The organism is Streptomyces sp. UF-297, assembly GCF_058245575.1.
This window is the reverse complement of record NZ_JBSIBZ010000032.1, coordinates 17,214-34,863: the sequence shown is the minus strand read 5'-3', so window position 1 is coordinate 34,863 and position 17,650 is coordinate 17,214. Positions and strand designations below refer to the sequence as shown.

Genomic DNA, 17,650 nt, shown 5'->3' with positions numbered 1-17,650 from the left:
GCGCACAGGCGGCTTCGCTGCGTTCACTATTCTCCCGCCATTTGCCACCCCCCTCCCTTTACGCCCGTTTTATCTGACGCCTCTCCGTGGCCGTAAGGGCCCAGCGGACTGTTTGGAACGCACGGCCCTGACGTGCTGGAATTCGTGAACTCCGGAGTAGTAACGCTCAGAAGAAACGGCACAGCGCTGGTCGGTGCCGGCGCCGAGAGGTTGTTGGTCGAGTGAGGCGAAGCAAGTCCAGCCCCGAGCCGCAGGAAGCGCGGCGGGGCAACTTCACCCCGCCGTCGCACACTGCTGCGCCGCCCGCCGACGCGTCCGCGCCCCCGGCCGTCGCCCCGCCCGTCAGCGGCAAGAAGTACTCCCCCCGCAACTGGCGCGTGGCCACCCGTCTGAACGCCATCCTGCTCATCCCCGTCCTGCTCGCCCTCGTCTTCGGCGGACTGCGGGTCAACACCTCGCTGGAGACCTGGCGCGAGGCGCAGGACGCGGAGAACACCGCCAAGCTCGTCCAGGCCGCCGCCTCCTACGGGCAGGCCCTCATCGACGAGCGCGACCGCAGCGCCGAGCCGCTGCTCAAGGGCAACCGCGAGCACGAGGCCGTACGGACCGCGCGGGCCGCGACCGACGCCGCGGCCAAGGACTTCCACGCCGCGGCCGAGGCCATGCCCGACAAGGAAGGCCTCAAGCGCCGGCTGGCGGCCTTCCAGAAGGTCGAGCCCAACCTGGAGACGCTCCGCAAGGACGCCTACACCGCCAAGCTTCCCGGCGTACGGACCGAAGAGGGCTACACCCAGGTCCAGCACCCGCTGATGGAGTTCGCCAACGAACTCGGGCTGGGCACCGGCAACATCACCTCCTACGGCCGCACCGTCTACGCCATCTCCCTGGCCAAGGCCGCCGAATCGCTGCAGCGCTCCATCGGCGTGCACCTGCTGGTCGACCCGGCCGACGGCGCCCAGCACAAGAAGCAGCTCACCGCGCTCGCCTCGTACGCCTACCTGGAGAACATCGCCGTCGGCGAGTACACCTCCGGCGGCACCCCGGCCGACGTCGAGCGGCTGCGCAGCGACAGCGCGGAGCTGAAGAAGAAGGCCGGCCGCACCGCTCCCGGCCAGGAGGCCATGGTCAGCGCCATCGCCTCGGGCGCGAGTGCGCAGCAGCTGGCCGCCAGGGGCATCACGCCGCAGACCTGGTTCACCGCCTCCACCGGCAAGTTCGACATGTACCGCGCGATCGAGAAGGACCTGGCGGACAAGGCGGTGGCCGAGGCGGCGCAGATCTCCGCCGACGCCAAGCAGTTCACCTTCATCGACTCCGCGATCGTGCTGGCCGCCCTGATCATCGCGTTCTTCGTCGCGGGCATGATGGCCCGCCGGATGAGCCGCAACATGCGCCAGCTGCGCACCGCGGCCTTCGGCATCGCCGAGCAGCGCCTGCCGATGCTGGTCGACCAGCTCTCCCGTACGGAGCCGGGCCGGGTCGACACCCGTGTGGAGCCCATCCCGATCGGCACCACCGACGAGATCGGCGAGGTCGCCCGCGCCTTCGACCAGGTCCACCGCGAGGCCGTCCGGCTGGCCGCCGAGCAGGCGCTGCTGCGGGGCAACGTGAATGCGATCTTCACCAACCTCTCGCGCCGCAACCAGGGCCTGATCGAACGCCAGTTGACGCTCATCACCGAGCTGGAGAACAACGAGGCCGATCCGGACCAGCTGGAGAACCTCTTCCGCCTGGACCACCTCGCCACCCGTATGAGGCGCAACGGCGAGAACCTCCTCATCCTCGCGGGCGAGGAGCCGGGCAGCCGCTGGAACCAGGCCACGCCGCTGGTGGACGTGCTGCGCGCGGCCACCGGCGAGGTCGAGTCGTACGAGCGAATAGAACTGACCGGCGTCCCCGAGAACGACATCCACGGCACCGCCGTCACCGACCTGGTGCACCTGCTGTCCGAGCTGCTGGAGAACGCCACCACCTTCTCCTCGCCGCAGACCAAGGTGCGGGTGACCGGTACCCGGCTCCCCGACGGCCGCATCATGATCGAGATCCATGACAAGGGCATCGGTCTGACCGCCGAGGACTTCGCGGACATCAACCACAAACTGGCCAACCCGCCGACCGTGGACGCCGCGATCTCCCAGCGCATGGGCCTGTTCGTGGTCGGCCGGCTGGCCGACCGGCACGGCATCCGCGTGCAGTTGCGCCCCTCGGGCGAGCAGGCCGGCACCACCTCGCTGGTCATGCTGCCGGAGAACCTCACCCACGGCGGGGGCAACGAGCAGGGCCACGACGGCGGCTACGAGAGCGGTTACGAGAGCGACTTCACCGTCTCGCGCATCGTCCCCGAGCACGAGCAGCAGGCCTACCAGAGCGACGGCCGCAGCGCCGCCGAGCTCGGCTTCGACGAGTCCCGCTACCCCGCGGCCGGCCAGGCCACGGCGCCCGGCGGCGGCTCGCAGCTGGACCCGCTGGGCCGCTCGCTGCTGCGCGAGGAGCGCCGCGCGGCGCTGGAGGCGCAGCACACCGGCGGCCAGGACCGCACCGAGGGCGCACTCTTCGGCGAGCAGGCACCGCACGGCGGCGCCTTCCCCGGCGGCCCGGCGCAGGCCCAGGACCAGTCGGCGCAGCCGGCCCACCCGGCGCAGCCGCAGGACTTCGGTGCCGCGGGCCTCAACCAGGCGCCCGGCTTCCCCTCCCCCGCCCCCGGCTTCGGCGGCCAGGCATATGCGGAACCGGGGCAACCTGCTTACGGCGACGGCTCCTTCGGGGGTCAGGGCCTGGGCGAGCCGTCCTTCGACGGGGCCACCGGGCAGCAGCCGTACGTGTCCCACGAGCCGCAGCAGCCGGACGAGCAGCGCCCGCAGTGGGCCGAACCCGCTTCGTACGAAAGCCACTTCGGCCAGGAAGCGGAATCTGACCGGAATGCACCTGCCGCTCCCGCGGATGCGTCCGAGCGCGTAGCATTCGACCGTCCGGGCCCCTCCACGAGCGACTCCCCCTCGCTGACCGATGCCGGCCTTCCGCGCCGCGGAGGCGGCAACGAGCAGGCTCAGCAGCAGTGGCAGCAGCCCGCGGAGCCGGCGTCGTCCCCGCAGCAGCGGAGCGCGCCGGAGACCGGTCCGGGCAGCTCCGACGGCTCCGACTGGCGCAGCGCCAACGACGACCGCTGGCACCGGGCCGAGGAACTGCGCCGCCCCAAGGCGGGCGGAGTGACCTCGTCCGGACTTCCCCGGCGCGTACCCAAGGCCAACCTGGTCGAGGGCACCGCGGAGCAGACCCCGCAGGGCGGCCCCCAGGTCTCCCGCGCCCCGGAGGCCGTCCGCGGCAGGCTGAGCAACCTGCGCCGCGGTGTCCAGCAGGGGCGCACCGCGGGCGGGGAACACCCAGAGGTCCCCCAGAATGACCAACAGGGCTTCGGCCCCGGCAGCACCTACGATCAGGAGCGTTAGTGTGAGCCCGATGAGCCAGGCGGCGCAGAACCTGAACTGGTTGATCACCAACTTCGTGGACAACACCCCAGGTGTGTCCCACACGGTCGTGGTCTCCGCGGACGGTCTCCTCCTCGCGATGTCCGAGGGCTTCCCCCGGGACAGAGCGGACCAGTTGGCGGCGGTGGCCTCCGGGCTGACCTCGCTGACCTCCGGTGCCTCCCGCATTTTCGAGGGCGGCAGCGTGAACCAGACCGTGGTGGAGATGGAGCGCGGCTTCCTCTTCATCATGTCCGTCTCGGACGGATCCTCCCTGGCCGTGCTCGCCCACCCCGAGTGCGACATCGGCCTGGTCGGGTACGAGATGGCCCTGCTGGTCGACCGCGCGGGCACGGTATTGACGCCGGATCTGCGCGCCGAACTGCAGGGCAGCCTTCTCAACTAACAGACAGGCAGTGCGTTTCTCGCCACCGCGCCGTTAAGGTTCGGGGGCGCGACCGGCGTCAGAGAAGGCAAGTTGGAGGAGGAGACGTGGCAACGCCCCCTAACGGTTACCCGTACGGTTCCGGGCAGCAGCCCGAGCCACAGGGCGAGAACCGTCACAACCGCTTCAACTTCCCCTCTGCGCCGAGCCGTCGGCAGCAGCAGACTCCACCGCCGCAGCCACAGCAGCACCAGCAGTCCCAGTCCCCGCATCACCCGTCACAGCCGTACCACTCCGGTGGGTACGGCCCGCGCGCGTACGAGCAGCCGGCGTACGAGCAGCCGCGGGCGCCCCGTATCCAGCCGGTACAGCACCAGCGGCGCGCTCCGGAGCCCACGGCTCCCGCGGGGGGCGCGCACAACCCCCTCGTGCGTCCGTACGCGATGACCGGGGGCCGGACCAGGCCGCGCTACCAGCTCGCCATCGAGGCACTGGTCAGCACGAGCGTGGACCCGGCCCAGATGCAGGGGCAGCTGCCGGAGCACCAACGCATCTGCCACCTGTGCCGCGAGATCAAGTCGGTGGCCGAGATCTCGGCCCTTCTCTCCATCCCCCTCGGCGTCGCCCGAATCCTCGTCGCCGACTTGGCCGAGGCCGGACACGTCGCCATCCATCAGCCCGGCGGGGACGAGACCGCCGGCGGACAGCCAGATGTGACACTGCTCGAAAGGGTGCTCAGTGGACTTCGCAAGCTCTAGCGGTGCAGCCCGCTCCACCACCTCCGCGAAGATCGTGGTGGCGGGCGGCTTCGGCGTGGGCAAGACCACGTTCGTCGGCGCGGTCTCGGAGATCAACCCGCTGCGCACCGAAGCCGTGATGACCTCCGCCTCGGCGGGGATCGACGACCTCACGCACGCGCCGGACAAGACCACCACCACGGTGGCCATGGACTTCGGCCGCATCACGCTCGACCAGGACCTGATCCTGTACCTCTTCGGTACGCCCGGCCAGGACCGCTTCTGGTTCATGTGGGACGACCTCGTACGCGGCGCGATCGGCGCCGTCGTCCTGGTCGACACCCGCCGCCTGGCCGACTGCTTCCCGGCCGTGGACTACTTCGAGAACAGCGGCCTGCCCTTCGTCATCGCCCTCAACGGCTTCGACGGACACCAGCCCTACACCCCGGACGAAGTCCGCGAGGCCCTCCAGATCGGCCCCGACGCCCCGATCATCACGACCGACGCCCGCCACCGCAGCGAGGCGAAGTCGGCGCTGATCACGCTGGTCGAACACGCGTTGATGGCCCGCCTCCGCTAGGGCGCTTCTGACGGGTGCGCCGGGCCGCCCTGCGGCGGCCGGTTCGCACCGCCGTGCGCGCTGTCGGCGTGCGCCGTCCCGGCGTGGGGCCAGGTGTGAGGGCTTCGGCCGTACGGACCGGTACGCCCCCGCACCGTACGGGCCGGTTCGCCACCGCCGGAATGCGCCGTACGGCCATTCACCGTTGTGGCGGAGAGGACGGCGGAGACAATCCTGCCCTGGCTGCCGGGCCCATTCCGGGCCCGCTGTACCTCCCGACACGGCCCACAGCAGCAGCTTCCGGGCGCGGCTCCGGCCACGCCGTGACGCCCGCCACGACGTGGCGCGGCCCCGGCAGCGGACTTCGGCGGTGCCGGACGACCGCTTCCTTGCCCGCATGCGAAGGCCCCCGCACACCTGCCAGGTGCGGGGGCCTTCGGCGTGGGGTCAGTGGAGGGTGTCGCCGACGGCGGTGAGGATCAGGGCGAGGGAGACCGCGCCGGGGTCGGGGTGGCCGTGGCCCAGCGTGCCCATACGGGCGGCGCGGCCGCGCGAGGGCGTGAGGGCGGCGGTGCCGGCGGCGGCGCGGGTGGCGGCCTGGGCGGCGGCCTTCCAGGCGCCGGGCAGGGGCTCGGCGGCGCGGGCGCGCAGTTCGCGGCGGAAGGGGTCCAGGGCGTCGAGGAGGGTCTTGTCGCCGACCTCGGCGCCGCCCAGCTCCGAGACGGCGCGCTGGGCGGACTCTGCGGCCGTGGCGAGGAGTTCGGTGGCGCAGGGGCGGCCTGCGGCAGGTGTGGCCAGTACGGCGCCGGTTTCGGCGAGCAGCGCGCCGTACAGGGCCCCGGAGGCGCCGCCGGAGGCATCGGCCAGGGCCAGGCCCGCGGCGAGCAGGGCGGCGCCGGCCGAGCGCGGGTCGCCCGCCGGGCCGGGTTCGGCACACCGGGCCGCGGCGACCGCGGCGCGCAGTCCGCGCACGATGCCGATGCCGTGGTCCCCGTCCCCGGCGACCGCGTCCAGCCGCCCCAGTTCCTCCTCGTTGGCGGCGACCAGGTCGAGGGCGGCTTCAAGCGCGGCGGTTGCGGGCATTCCCCCCTCAGGGCGGGGTGAGTCCCGTACGGGAGGCGAGGCATCACCCCGTACGGAAATGCCCCCGGTGTCCCGTACGGAAGTGCCCCCGGTGTCCCGTACGGAAATGCCCCCGGTGTCCCGTACGGAAATGCCCCCGACGTCCCTGACGGATGCCGCCTCGGAGGTCACCGCCGAGGCCGCCTCGGTCGTCGCCGCCGACACTGCCCCCGACGTCACCGCCGAGGCCTGCGCCGAAGACACCGTCTCCTCCCGTACGTCGTCCGCGTCGGTGCCGCTTCCCGGCAGGATGCGGAAGGCGGGGCTGTCGCAGGGGGCGTCGTACAGCTCGGCCAGTTCGTCGTCCAGGACCATCAGGGACAGCGAGAGGCCCGCCATGTCGAAGGACGTGACGAATTCGCCTACTTCGGGGCGGTGGGGGCGCAGGCCCGCCGCCCGCAGCCGGCGGTTGACCTGGCGGTAGACGACGAACATCTCCTCGTACTTGGTGCGGCCCAAGCCGTTGAGGAGGACCGCGACCCGGCGCTTTGAGCGGCCGTCGGCGGGGAGCAGGCCGGCGAGTTCGGGCAGCAGGTTCTCCACCAGTTCGTCGGCGACCTCGGCGGCGCTCAGGTGGCGGGTCGTGCGCAGGCCGGGCTCGCCGTGGATGCCCATGCCCAGCTCGGTGGTCCCGGCGTGCACGCTGAACAGCGGTTCGGCGGCGCCCGGGAGCGTACATCCGGCGAAGGCGGCGGCGAAGGTGCGGGTCATGGCGTTGGCGCGGGCGGCGAGGCGGGCCACGGACTCCAGGTCGTCGCCGCGCTCGGCGGCCGCCCCCGCCACCTTGAAGACGAAGAAGTCGCCCGCCACGCCGCGGCGGTCCCGTGCGGGGTCGACCCGCTGCCCCTCCACCGGCGGCGGCCCGCTCGCCACGTCGTCGGTGACCAGGACGGTACGGGTCCCGATGCCCTCGGCGGCCAGGCGGCGGGCGGCCAGCCCGAAGTGCATGACGTCGCCGGAGTAGTTGCCGTAGGTCAGCAGCACGCCCGCGCCGCCGTCCGCGGCCCGCGCGGTGCGGTAGACCTGTTCGGCGCTGGGGCTGGCGAAGATGTCGCCGATGGCGGCGGCATCGGCCAGGCCGGGGCCGACGAGTCCGGCGAAGGCGGGGTAGTGGCCCGAGCCGCCGCCGGTGACGACGGCCACCTTGCCGGGGCGGGGCACATGGCGCCCGACGACGCCGTAGGCGCCGGGCACCCGGCGGACGGTGCGCGCGTACGCGTCCGCCAGCCCTTCGATCCAGTCCTCACGGAAGGTCTCGGTGTCGTGTCCGAGGCCGGCGGGGGTGGTGGTCATCAGGGCTCACTCCTTTGTTTCGTCCCTGTTGGATTTAACACCCAGATCACAGATACGTCATCTCCCATGCCGGAAACCGGGCCGGATGTTGTGAGAATGGCCGCCAAGAAACCTCCGCATCACATCTTGCGTGTGAACTTCACAGGATTCATGCTGCTCGCGTCACCCCCCACACCCTCCCCCGCGAGCGCACCGACGGAGGCGCGACATGGCTCCACCCCCCACCCTCCTGGACCGGATCGGCATCCCCAGGGCCCTGGTCTTCGGCTATCTCGGCGTGCTGCTGTTCATGGTCGGCGACGGCGTGGAATCCGGGTTCATCGCGCCGTACATGGCCGGGCACGGCGCGGGCACCGAGGTCCGCGCCTCGTACGTGATCACCGTCTACGGCGTCACCGTCATGCTCGCGTCCTGGCTCTCCGGCGCCCTGTCCGACCTGTGGGGCCCGCGCCGCGTCATGCGGCTCGGCCTGGCGCTGTGGATCGTCTTCGACGCCCTCTTCCTCACCCTCGCCCTCGGCCCGCAGAACTACCCCCTGATGCTGGTGTTCTACGGCCTGCGCGGCTTGGGCTACCCGCTGTTCGCCTTCGGCTTCCTGGTCTGGATCACCGCCACCGCGCCGAAGGCCCGGATGGGCACCGCGGTCGGCTGGTTCTACGTCGCCTTCACCGGCGGCCTGCCGACGCTGGGCTCGCTGGTCGCCGGCGCCACCAACCCCTGGTTCGGGCCGCGGGGGACGCTGTGGATCGCGCTCGGCATCATCGCCCTCGGCGGCGCGTGCTGCCTGCTGGGCGTGCGCGAGCGCACCGGCTACGCGCGGCTGGCCCCGCCCGGGGTCAGGCCGGTGCAGTCGCTGCTCTCCAGCCTCTCCATCGCCTGGACCCACCCCAAGGTCGCCGTCGGCTGCGTCGTACGCGTCATCAACACCGCCCCCGAGTTCGGCTTCCTGGTCTTCCTGCCCACCTTCTTCGCCCGGGAGCTGGGCTTCGGCGAGGGCCGCTGGCTGACCCTGCTCGCCGTCATCTACGGCACCAACGTCCTGTGCAACCTGCTCTTCGGGGTCATCGGCGACAGGATCGGCTGGCGGCGCACCATCGCCGGATTCGGCGGCGTGGGCTGCGCGGTGACGACCCTGGCCCTGTACTTCGTGCCCAAGGCCGTCGGCCCCCACTACGGCGTGGCCCTGGCCGTCGGCATGCTCTACGGGGTCACCCTGGCCGGATTCGTCTCCATCTCCGCGCTGGTGCCCGCTCTCGCACCCGAGAGCAAGGGCGGCGCGATGGCCCTGCTGAACCTCGGCGCGGGCGGCGCCGCCTTCGTCGGGCCCGCCATCGTCAGCGTCTTCCTCGGCCCGCTCGGCCCCTCCGGCGTGGTCATCATCTTCGCCGCCCTGTACGTGCTCGCCGCGCTGCTGACCCTGTACCTCAAGCTGCCCGAGGAGAGTGCCGCCGCGGCCGCCCCCGCTCCCCCGCCGTCCGCCACCGAGGCGGTACGCGCCTGAACCCTGGCGTGTGGAGGGGCACTTGGGCCCGTACCGCATCACGACAGGGGCCCGCGCGGTGTGCGCGCGGGCCCCCGCGTCAGCTCACCGGCTCGCCCGGCTGCCCGGCCGGCCGGTCATCCGCGCCCGCTCAGCCCTGGCGCGGGCACGTCTTCCACGCGAAGTGGTACAGCGTGTTGATGCTGCCGTCGGTGGAGTCCATGGCCATGTAGCTGGTGGCCGCCGGGTCCGCGGCCTTGTGGTCCACCCGCAGCTCGGTGTTGATGTTGAAGTAGCGCTGTTCGCCGCAGGGCGCGTAGACCAGTTGCTCGACGTCGGTCTCGTCCGAGGCCTGCCAGTTGGCGTCGTAGGGACCGGCGAACCGGTGGCTCTTGCGTGCGGTCTCCGGGTGGCCCTGGAAGTAGTAGCTCGCCTGCTGCAGGCCGCTGGCGCGCTGGGCGAGGGAGGCGTAGCCGCGGTAGTCGGCGCGGGCGATCGCGTAGGTGAAGCCCTGTGGCACATGGACCCTCAGCGCGATCTGGCAGTTCTTGCGGGAGTCGGTCGGTCTGCTGTCCTTGCCCGCTTGGGCGAGGTATTCGCTGTACGTCACCGTGAACGCGGTGTTGTCGGGCGCGACGGCGACCGCGGCGCTGCCGGGCCGGCAGCCCGAGCCGTTGACCGTGGCGACGGTGATGGTGATCTTGCCGGTGGGCGGGTCGGTCTCGGGGTCCGGCGCGGCGGTGGTCGAAGCCGTACCGGCGAAGAGCAGGGCCGCCGCGGCGGCAGCGGTGCCAAGGGTGCTGAGCATGGCCGTTTCCTTCCGGTTTCCCTGGGGCCCCGGGAAGGACCTCCAGAGGCGAGGGGACGGGGATGACGAGCGCATGCCAGCACGGGGATCTAGGCCTGAACAGTTCTACGCCCAGGTATTGAGGCGAACCTACGCCTTGATTCGGCCGCCCGGCCCTCTCGCCCGCGCCTGGCAGACCCGCGATATCGGAACCAATGCGTCCGCACGTTCCTTCGCTCTGCCGCTGGTCTTCGTACCGGCATGGGCGGCGGCGACGGTCTGGTGGGGCGCGGTGCTCGCCACGGTCGGCAAGCAGAGCGTGACCGCCGCGGTGTGCTGTGCACTGGTGGGGTCACTGGCGCTGGTGTGGGCGCTGCCGGTCTGGCGGCACGCGCCGGACGGCTACCCGGTCACACCGTGCGCTCCGGACAACATCCCGCCGTGGTGGCCGAGTTGGCTGCCCCTGCGAGGTCCCGCCGCTGACGGCGGAAGCGACGATGGGCCCCGCACGTGGTGTGCGGGGCCCATCGGGTGTGCGCGGTGGCGCGTCAGCGCTGCCAGCTGCGGGCGCTGCGGAAGCCGTACTGGCGCTCCAGGCGGCGCCAGCGGGCGGCGGTGGCGTGCGGGCGGGTGGTGGCCGCCGTGGTGGCCGCGGGGCGGTGGGCGGCGCGGGCCAGCAGGACGGCGGTCAGGGCCGCGAGCTCTTCCTCGCTCGCCTCGCCCTTCTCCACGCGGATGGGGCTGCTAGTGGCAGGGTTCACTTTCTTCTCGTCTCCAAGTCGCAGGAAGTGCTGCGCGGTGGTGGGTGGTGGTGCTTACTGCGGGGGGTTGCCGTGCTTGCGGCTGGGCAGGTCCGCGTGCTTGCTGCGGAGCATGTCCAGCGAGCGGATGAGCACCTGGCGGGTGTCGGCGGGGTCGATGACGTCGTCGACCAGGCCGCGCTCGGCCGCGTAGTAGGGGTGCATCAGCTCGGACTTGTACTCCTTGACCATGCGGGCGCGCATGGCCTCGGGGTCGTCCGCCTCGGCGATCTGCTTGCGGAAGATGACGTTGGCAGCGCCCTCGGCGCCCATCACCGCGATCTCGTTGGTGGGCCAGGCGTAGGTCAGGTCGGCGCCGATGGACTGGGAGTCCATGACGATGTACGCGCCGCCGTAGGCCTTGCGCAGCACGACGGAGATGCGCGGGACGGTGGCGTTGCAGTAGGCGTACAGCAGCTTGGCGCCGTGCCGGATGATGCCGCCGTGCTCCTGGTCGACGCCGGGCAGGAAGCCGGGGACGTCCAGCAGGGTCACGATGGGGATGTTGAAGGCATCACACATCTGGACGAAGCGGGCGGCCTTCTCGGACGCCTCGATGTCCAGCACACCGGCCAGCGACTGCGGCTGGTTGGCGATGATGCCCACGACCTCGCCGTCCAGGCGGGACAGCGCGCACAGGATGTTGGTGGCCCAGCGCTCGTGGACCTCCAGGTACTCGCCGTCGTCGACGATCTCCTCGATGACCTTGCGCATGTCGTAGGGGCGGTTGCCGTCGGCGGGCACCAGGTCCAGCAGGGCGTCGCCCGAGCGGTCGGCGGGGTCCTCGCAGTGCACCGCCGGGGGATTCTCCCGGTTGTTCTGCGGCAGCAGCGAGAGCAGGTAGCGGACCTCTTCGAGGCAGGTGGTCTCGTCGTCGTAGGCGAAGTGCGCCACACCGGAGGTCTCGGCGTGCACATCGGCGCCGCCCAGGCCGTTCTGGGTGATCTCCTCGCCGGTCACCGCGCGGACCACGTCGGGTCCGGTGATGAACATCTGCGAGGTCTCGCGGACCATGAAGACGAAGTCGGTCAGGGCCGGGGAGTAGGCGGCGCCGCCGGCGCAGGGGCCGAGCATGACGGAGATCTGCGGGATGACGCCGGAGGCCTTGGTGTTGCGCTGGAAGATGCCGCCGTAGCCGGCCAGCGCCGAGACGCCCTCCTGGATACGGGCGCCGGCGCCGTCGTTGAGCGAGACCAGCGGGGCACCGGCCTGGATGGCCATGTCCATGATCTTGTGGATCTTGGTGGCGTGGGCCTCGCCGAGCGCCCCGCCGAAGATCCGGAAGTCGTGCGCGTACACGAAGACGGTGCGGCCGTGGACCGTGCCCCAGCCGGTGATCACGCCGTCGGTGTAGGGCTTCTTCGCCTCCAGGCCGAAGCCGGTGGCGCGGTGCCGGCGCAGCGGCTCGACCTCGCTGAAGGAGCCCTCGTCCAGCAGCAGGTCGATCCGCTCACGGGCGGTGAGCTTGCCCTTGGCCCGCTGGGCTTGGGTGGCACGCTCGCTGGGGCCTCGCCGGGCCTGCTCGCGGATGGCGTGCAGCTCGGCGACGCGCCCGCGGGCGTCATTCGCCTCGGCGGGCGCATCTTCGACAGTGGTCATGGATAGACGGTACGTGGACAAGGCCCCCGGGACCGATGTCAGTTTCGTACAACGTCAGGCTCGATTTCGTGGGCAGGCAGGACAGAACCGTCCTGTACGCGGCCTGAGCCCGGCCCTCCAGACGGGTGAGCCGGACGGAGGCGGTCTGTATGGGCCCGACAAACGTGGGTCGGGTGGTGTTGTCGTGGTCCGCCGCTTGACCACGGCTTGAGCCGGGCTTGACCCAGGCCGCACCAACGGCTTGAGCGAGACCTCAGATGCGGCTCCGGCCGGGCTCGCGGGCGCTTGCCTACCGCCCGGTATTCAGCGCAGCGCGACCGTACAGCCGTGGGTGGCGCACGCGGTGCCGGGCGTGATGCGCAGACGCAGCGCGGGGGCGGTCGCCAGAACCTGGACGGAGGGGTCCCGGGCGGTCACCGAGCGCACCGGGCAGTGCCATGTGATCTCCAGCACACCGCCGGTGCGCGGCGGCTCGGCCACGTGGAGGGTGGCGCTGCGCCCGCGCAGCCGCAGCAGCACGCTCGCGGGCGCGGAGGCGCTCAGCGCGCCCGCGCGTCCGGGGAGCCAGAAGTTGGCGGCGGTCAGGCCGAGCGAGGGGACGGCGACGGCCTGCCGCGCGTCGGTGTTGGCCAGGACCTTCAGCCAGTGGCGGTCGGCGGCGCGGGCGGCCAGCGCCTCCTCGGTGGCGCCGGGCATCAGCAGATAGGCGTAGCAGGCGCCGTCCGGGTCCGTGCCGTGGTCGTGCCAGAGCGTGAGGTAGCGGCGGGTGACAGGGGCGGGCGACCCGCCGGTGTTGATGTCGCGCCAGGAGCCGGTACGCGCCTCGCGCAGCGCGTTCAGGGGCCCGCCGCCGGGGAAGACATAGCCGCCGTGGCCCGCGAGGTGGGCCCAGCGGGCGCGCGGGAAGCGGGCCGACCAGCCGGGGTCGGCCGGCTGGCGGACGCCGTCCACGGTGAGCCGGTGGGTGCCCTCGGCACCCAGATTGCGGTTGTCGACGACCGTCTCGGCCGCTGCGCCGTCGCGCGAGGTGATCCCGGCGCCCAGGCACACGATCGCGTCGTCGGCGCAGAACCAGGACTTCTTGGCGCGCAGGGTCGAGGCGAGGCCGCGCAGGTCCTGGCCGATGGCGGCGTACTCGCCGTCGGTGGTGCCGCCGACCCAGCGGACGGCCGGCCGCGGCGCGCCCCAGGCGCCGCCTTCGTTGTCGGCGAGCCGCTTGGCGGACACGGTCGTTCCGGGCAGCCGGTAGGGGTCGACGGTGGGCCAGAAGGAGTCGGTGTACTGGTCGCCGCCGAAGTCCGCGCCCCACCAGGACAGCATCCCGGCGCCGGTGTGCCAGCCGCGCGGGTTCTCGCCGTTGCCGTTCTCGTAGTAGGTGATGCGGTCGGAGGCCATGGCGATGGCGGCGGCCCAGCCGGGGCGGCGGTGCACGGCGCGGTCCATGGCGGGGAAGAGCCGGTGGGCGACGGGTTCGGGGGCCGCGGGCCCCGCGCCGTCGGCGATCGCCTTCAGGCGGGCCAGATCGGCGACGGGGAACTGCCGGTCGGCCAGCACCGGCCGGGCCGCATCGCGCTGGATCCAGCCCTTGACCAGGGCGTCGAAGCGGGCCCGCTCCCCCTCCTCCGTGCCCAGCCCCAGCAGGGCGATGGCGGCGATCACCGCGTGGCCGTGGAAGTGGTCGCTGCGCATGACCTGCCGGTCGTCGCTCGCCAGGTAACCGCGGCTGATGGCACGGCCGTTGACCATGTCCATCATCAGCCCGTTGTGCAGCAGCGGGGCGAAGGCGTGGGTGACGCCGTCCAGGATGATCTGCCGGGCGGGGTCGGTCACGGCCCAGGTGGAGCCGCGCAGCAGGGCGAAGAGCCGGCCCAGGCCGTCCAGCAGGACCTGCCCGTACGTGCCGGAGTAGGCGACCCAGGTGTGCTGGACGAAGGAGCCGTCGGCGTAGAGGCCGTCGCCCTTGGTGACGTAGGGGAAGACCGGGGAGAGCGCGTCGCGGGCCAGGGCGATCTTGGCGGGGGCGCGGCCGAGGATGCCGCGCAGGGCCACGACGCGGCACAGGTCGACGCGGTTGGCGCCCGTACTGGTGCCGGTGTAGTCGCCGAGCATCGTGTCGGGGACGAAGTGGTCGACGGCGGCGAGGTGGGCGGTGCGGCGGTCCTCGGGGATGAGGGGGTACAGGGTCGCGACGGTGTCCAGGAGGAGCCGGGGGCTGCCGATCTGCCACTCCCACCAGTTGCCGTAGCGGGTGGTGGCGGGGTTGTAGACGCGCCGTTCGAGGTGGTCCAGGCCGCGCAGGACGTCGGCGGCCAGGCCCGCGTCGCCGGTGAGCCCGGTGCCGGGCTGGGCGTAGGCCTGCGCCATGGTGTCCAGCCTGCCGTAGCTGCGGGTGATGCCGGCGGGCGGGTCGAAGGGGTGGCCCGGCCACAGGGAGGTGTCGGTGGGCGCCATGGTGGCGCGGAATCCGCGGGCGAGGTCGCCGGTCTCCTTCAGGCGGGCGGCGTACGGCTCGGCGGCGGGGTCGTAGCCGGTGCCGAGCTGGAGGCCGAGCCAGCGCTGCCGCAGCGCTTCGTACTCATCGGGCGCCGCGCGTCCCGCGCCCGCGCCCGCTGCGGGCCCGTCGGCCATGGCGAGCGGGAGGGCGCCCGCGGTGGCGGCGGTGAGGAATCCTCTGCGGGAGAAGGCTGCGGGAGGCGGCACGGGCGATCCTCTCCATGGAGCGCCAACTGTGCGGCGCGTACGGCCAGTTGGAGGCTGGCCGCCAGTGCAGCACGGGGAGCGGGGGACAGCAATGGGCGTAGCGGAACCCCGCAGAAGTTGAATGTTGAACCAGATAGGCCTAGAGTAAATCTCGTTGAAGGTTAAACAAACCGTTCTCAAGGAGGAGCCATGGCTCTGTTCAACCGCAAGCGCACCGCCGAATCCGCCGCCACCGGCACCGCCGTCCTTGAGGCGGACCCGGCGCTGGCCGCGCTGACCGGCGACTACACGATCGACCCCGCGCACAGCCGGATCGGCTTCACCGTGCGGCACGCCATGGTCACCAACGTCCGCGGCGCCTTCACCGAGTACGAGGGCGCGCTGCACCTGGACGGCGCCGACCCGTCCCGCTCCACCGCCGCCATCGACGTCAAGATCCCCAGCGTCGACACCGGCATCGCCGACCGCGACGCCCACCTGCGCGGCGCCGACTTCTTCGACGCCGAGCGCTTCGCGCTGATGACGTTCCGCTCCACCGCCGCCGAGCGGGTCGGCTCCGACACGTACCGCATCACCGGCGACCTGACCATCAAGGACGTCACCAAGCCGGTCAGCATCGACCTGGAGTTCAACGGCGCGGCCACCGACGTCTACGGCGCCCAGCGGGTCGGCTTCGAGGGCAGCGCCGAGATCCTGCGCTCGCAGTGGGGCCTGACCTGGAACGCCGCGCTGGAGACCGGCGGCGTGATGGTCAGCGACAAGGTCAAGCTGACCTTCGACATCTCCGCCGTCAAGGCCGCCGAACAGGCTTGAGCCAGGACCGGGCCGGCGCCGGGCTCACCCCGGCGCCGGCCGACCTTCGGTCCACACCGAAACAGTTCGCCCCCGGGGCGGCGCCGGGCGCAGCCTTGAAGCGTGCCCGGCGCTCCTGCCCACACACGGGGGGACACGGGGGAGGTGCGGGAGGCGCCGGGCACCGCGGTCCCGGCCGGGGCCTGGACTTCTAGTCCTGCGGCTCCACCCCGGCTCGCATCAGGCCGTAGGCGTAGGCATCGTCCAGTGCCTGCCAGGACGCCGCGATGACGTTCTCCGCGACGCCGACCGTGGACCACTCGCCGTGTCCGTCGCTGGTGGAGACCAGGACCCGGGTGATCGAGCCGGTGCCCAGGCGCCCTTCCAGGATGCGGACCTTGTAGTCCACCAGCTCCATCTCGGCCAGCTGCGGGTAGATCCGCTCCAGGCCGACCCGCAGCGCCCGGTCCAGCGCGTTGACCGGGCCGTTCCCCTCGGCCGTGGCGACGATCCGCTCGCCCTTGGCCCACAGCTTCACCGTCGCCTCGTTGGCGTGCGTGCCGTCGGGCCGGTCCTCCACGATGGCCCGCCAGGACTCGACCGTGAAGTAGCGCTGGATCCGGCCCCGCACCTCCTCGCGCAGCAGCAGCTCGAAGGAGGCGTCGGCGGCCTCGTAGGTGTAGCCCGCCAGCTCCCGCTCCTTGACGCGCTCCACGATCCGGCCGACCAGCTCGCGGTCGTCGCCCAGATCGACGCCCAGCTCCTTGCCCTTGAGCTCGATGGACGCCCGCCCCGCCATGTCCGAGACCAGCATCCGCATGCTGTTGCCGACCTGGGCGGGGTCGATGTGCTGGTAGAGGTCGGGGTCGACCTTGATGGCGGAGGCGTGCAGCCCGGCCTTGTGCGCGAAGGCGGAGACGCCCACATAGGGCTGGTGGGTGGAGGGGGTGAGGTTGACGACCTCGGCGACGGCGTGCGAGATGCGGGTGGTCTCGGCGAGCTTGCCCTCGGGCAGGACGGCGCGGCCGTACTTCAGCTCCAGGGCGGCGACCACCGGGAAGAGATTGGAGTTGCCCACCCGCTCGCCGTAGCCGTTGGCGGTGCACTGGACGTGGGTGGCGCCCGCGTCCACCGCGGCCAGGGTGTTGGCGACGGCGCAGCCGGTGTCGTCCTGGGCGTGGATGCCCAGCCGGGCGCCGGTGTCGGCCAGTACGGTCCGTACGACCGCGGAGACCTGCGCGGGGAGCATGCCGCCGTTGGTGTCGCACAGCACGACCACATCGGCGCCGGCCTCGCTCGCGGTCCGTACGACCCGCTTGGCGTACCCGGGGTCCAGCGCGTACCCGTCGAAGAAGTGCTCGCAGTCCAGGAAGACCCGGCGGCCCTGCTCACACAGGTAGGCGACGGTGTCGCGGACCATCGCCAGGTTCTCCTCCAGCGTGGTGCGCAGGGCCAGTTCCACATGCCGGACATGGGACTTGGCGACCAGCGTGACGATGGGGGCCTTGGAGTCCAGCAGCGCGCCGACCTGCGGGTCGTCCTGGACCCGTACGCCCGCCTTGCGGGTGGCGCCGAAGGCCACCAACTGGGCGTGCTGGAAGTCGATCTCCTCGGGGGCTCGCCGGAAGAACTCGGTGTCGCGGGGGTTGGCGCCGGGCCAGCCGCCCTCGATGAACCCCACGCCGAAGTCGTCCAGGTGCCGGGCGATGGTCAGCTTGTCGGCGACGGTGAGGTTGATTCCCTCGCGCTGCGCGCCGTCGCGCAGCGTGGTGTCGAAGACATGGAAGTCGTCCGACAGCCCTGTGGTGTCGGGGGCGTCCGTGGAGGTGTCCGTCATGCTGGTCTGGCTCCTGTCGGGATCTCGGTCTACCGGAAGAACCGGCTCCACCGTCCCTCCATGATCCCGCGCGCTCCGCTCCGGCAGCGGGTGGG

At 72.0% G+C, this 17,650-nt stretch carries 12 protein-coding genes; 6 read left to right on the top strand and 6 right to left on the bottom strand.

Translation table 11 applies throughout. The features are described 5' to 3' along the window. Positions 1 to 221 precede the first annotated feature (221 nt). The 4 genes from AC4IJH_RS19765 to AC4IJH_RS19750 all read left to right on the top strand — a co-directional run bounded on the left by AC4IJH_RS19765 (position 222) and on the right by AC4IJH_RS19750 (position 5,166). Entirely contained in the window at positions 222 to 3,446 is a 3,225-nt protein-coding gene (locus AC4IJH_RS19765) for a sensor histidine kinase (RefSeq protein ID WP_490853094.1), read from the top strand. 10 nt (positions 3,447 to 3,456) lie between these two features. Then, entirely contained in the window at positions 3,457 to 3,870 is a 414-nt protein-coding gene (locus tag AC4IJH_RS19760; protein WP_018087204.1) for a roadblock/LC7 domain-containing protein, read from the top strand. 86 nt (positions 3,871 to 3,956) lie between these two features. Continuing rightward, positions 3,957 to 4,607 carry a DUF742 domain-containing protein gene (locus AC4IJH_RS19755; RefSeq protein ID WP_490853093.1) on the top strand — a complete coding sequence of 217 codons (651 nt, stop codon included), beginning with the start codon at positions 3,957 to 3,959 and terminating at the stop codon, positions 4,605 to 4,607. After that, a complete protein-coding gene (locus tag AC4IJH_RS19750; protein ID WP_073447656.1) occupies positions 4,588 to 5,166 on the top strand; it encodes a GTP-binding protein in 579 nt (192 codons plus the stop codon). The genes AC4IJH_RS19755 and AC4IJH_RS19750 overlap by 20 nt, the downstream gene beginning before the upstream one ends. 426 nt (positions 5,167 to 5,592) lie before the next feature. Here the strand turns inward: AC4IJH_RS19750 and AC4IJH_RS19745 are convergent, their stop codons facing one another. Next, complete coding sequence (locus AC4IJH_RS19745; protein WP_490853092.1) at positions 5,593 to 7,560, bottom strand: dihydroxyacetone kinase family protein; 1,968 nt, start codon at positions 7,558 to 7,560, stop codon at positions 5,593 to 5,595. Positions 7,561 to 7,768: 208 nt separating this feature from the next. On the opposite strand from AC4IJH_RS19745, the gene AC4IJH_RS19740 reads away from it, so the two are divergent. Beyond that, entirely contained in the window at positions 7,769 to 9,061 is a 1,293-nt protein-coding gene (locus AC4IJH_RS19740; RefSeq protein WP_490853091.1) for an MFS transporter, read from the top strand. 130 nt (positions 9,062 to 9,191) lie between these two features. On the opposite strand, the gene AC4IJH_RS19735 is transcribed toward AC4IJH_RS19740, so the two are convergent. From AC4IJH_RS19735 to AC4IJH_RS19720, 4 genes are all read right to left on the bottom strand, one after another. Further along, positions 9,192 to 9,848 (bottom strand): DUF4360 domain-containing protein, encoded by a 657-nt coding sequence (locus tag AC4IJH_RS19735; RefSeq protein ID WP_490853090.1) that lies wholly within the window; start codon positions 9,846 to 9,848, stop codon positions 9,192 to 9,194. A 527-nt stretch (positions 9,849 to 10,375) separates the two neighbouring features. Beyond that, positions 10,376 to 10,588: an acyl-CoA carboxylase epsilon subunit gene (locus AC4IJH_RS19730; RefSeq protein ID WP_490853089.1), complete on the bottom strand. Its 213-nt coding sequence runs from the start codon at positions 10,586 to 10,588 to the stop codon at positions 10,376 to 10,378. A gap of 54 nt (positions 10,589 to 10,642) precedes the next feature. Beyond that, positions 10,643 to 12,226, bottom strand: coding sequence for an acyl-CoA carboxylase subunit beta (locus tag AC4IJH_RS19725; RefSeq protein WP_490853088.1), 1,584 nt, complete (start codon positions 12,224 to 12,226; stop codon positions 10,643 to 10,645). Between the two features lie 303 nt (positions 12,227 to 12,529). Further along, complete coding sequence (locus tag AC4IJH_RS19720) at positions 12,530 to 14,854, bottom strand: polysaccharide lyase 8 family protein (protein ID WP_490853139.1); 2,325 nt, start codon at positions 14,852 to 14,854, stop codon at positions 12,530 to 12,532. A 261-nt stretch (positions 14,855 to 15,115) separates the two neighbouring features. Between AC4IJH_RS19720 and AC4IJH_RS19715 the strand changes: the two genes are divergently transcribed. After that, on the top strand, positions 15,116 to 15,739 hold the full coding sequence (locus AC4IJH_RS19715; protein WP_490853087.1) for a YceI family protein: 624 nt from the start codon (positions 15,116 to 15,118) through the stop codon (positions 15,737 to 15,739). 190 nt (positions 15,740 to 15,929) lie between these two features. Here AC4IJH_RS19715 and cimA read toward each other — a convergent pair whose 3' ends face one another. Then, positions 15,930 to 17,555: a citramalate synthase gene (gene cimA, locus AC4IJH_RS19710; protein WP_490853086.1), complete on the bottom strand. Its 1,626-nt coding sequence runs from the start codon at positions 17,553 to 17,555 to the stop codon at positions 15,930 to 15,932. Between the last annotated feature and the right edge of the window lie 95 nt (positions 17,556 to 17,650).

What these genes read in the sequence shown, in the direction of transcription:
- AC4IJH_RS19760 (WP_018087204.1), top strand. Translation starts at nt 3,457, where the DNA reads ATGAGCCAGGCGGCGCAGAACCTGAACTGGTTGATCACCAACTTCGTG.
- AC4IJH_RS19745 (WP_490853092.1), bottom strand. Translation starts at nt 7,560, where the DNA reads ATGACCACCACCCCCGCCGGCCTCGGACACGACACCGAGACCTTCCGT.
- AC4IJH_RS19740 (WP_490853091.1), top strand. Translation starts at nt 7,769, where the DNA reads ATGGCTCCACCCCCCACCCTCCTGGACCGGATCGGCATCCCCAGGGCC.
- AC4IJH_RS19735 (WP_490853090.1), bottom strand. Translation starts at nt 9,848, where the DNA reads ATGCTCAGCACCCTTGGCACCGCTGCCGCCGCGGCGGCCCTGCTCTTC.
- AC4IJH_RS19725 (WP_490853088.1), bottom strand. Translation starts at nt 12,226, where the DNA reads ATGACCACTGTCGAAGATGCGCCCGCCGAGGCGAATGACGCCCGCGGG.
- AC4IJH_RS19720 (WP_490853139.1), bottom strand. Translation starts at nt 14,854, where the DNA reads ATGGCCGACGGGCCCGCAGCGGGCGCGGGCGCGGGACGCGCGGCGCCC.
- AC4IJH_RS19715 (WP_490853087.1), top strand. Translation starts at nt 15,116, where the DNA reads ATGGCTCTGTTCAACCGCAAGCGCACCGCCGAATCCGCCGCCACCGGC.
- cimA (WP_490853086.1), bottom strand. Translation starts at nt 17,555, where the DNA reads ATGACGGACACCTCCACGGACGCCCCCGACACCACAGGGCTGTCGGAC.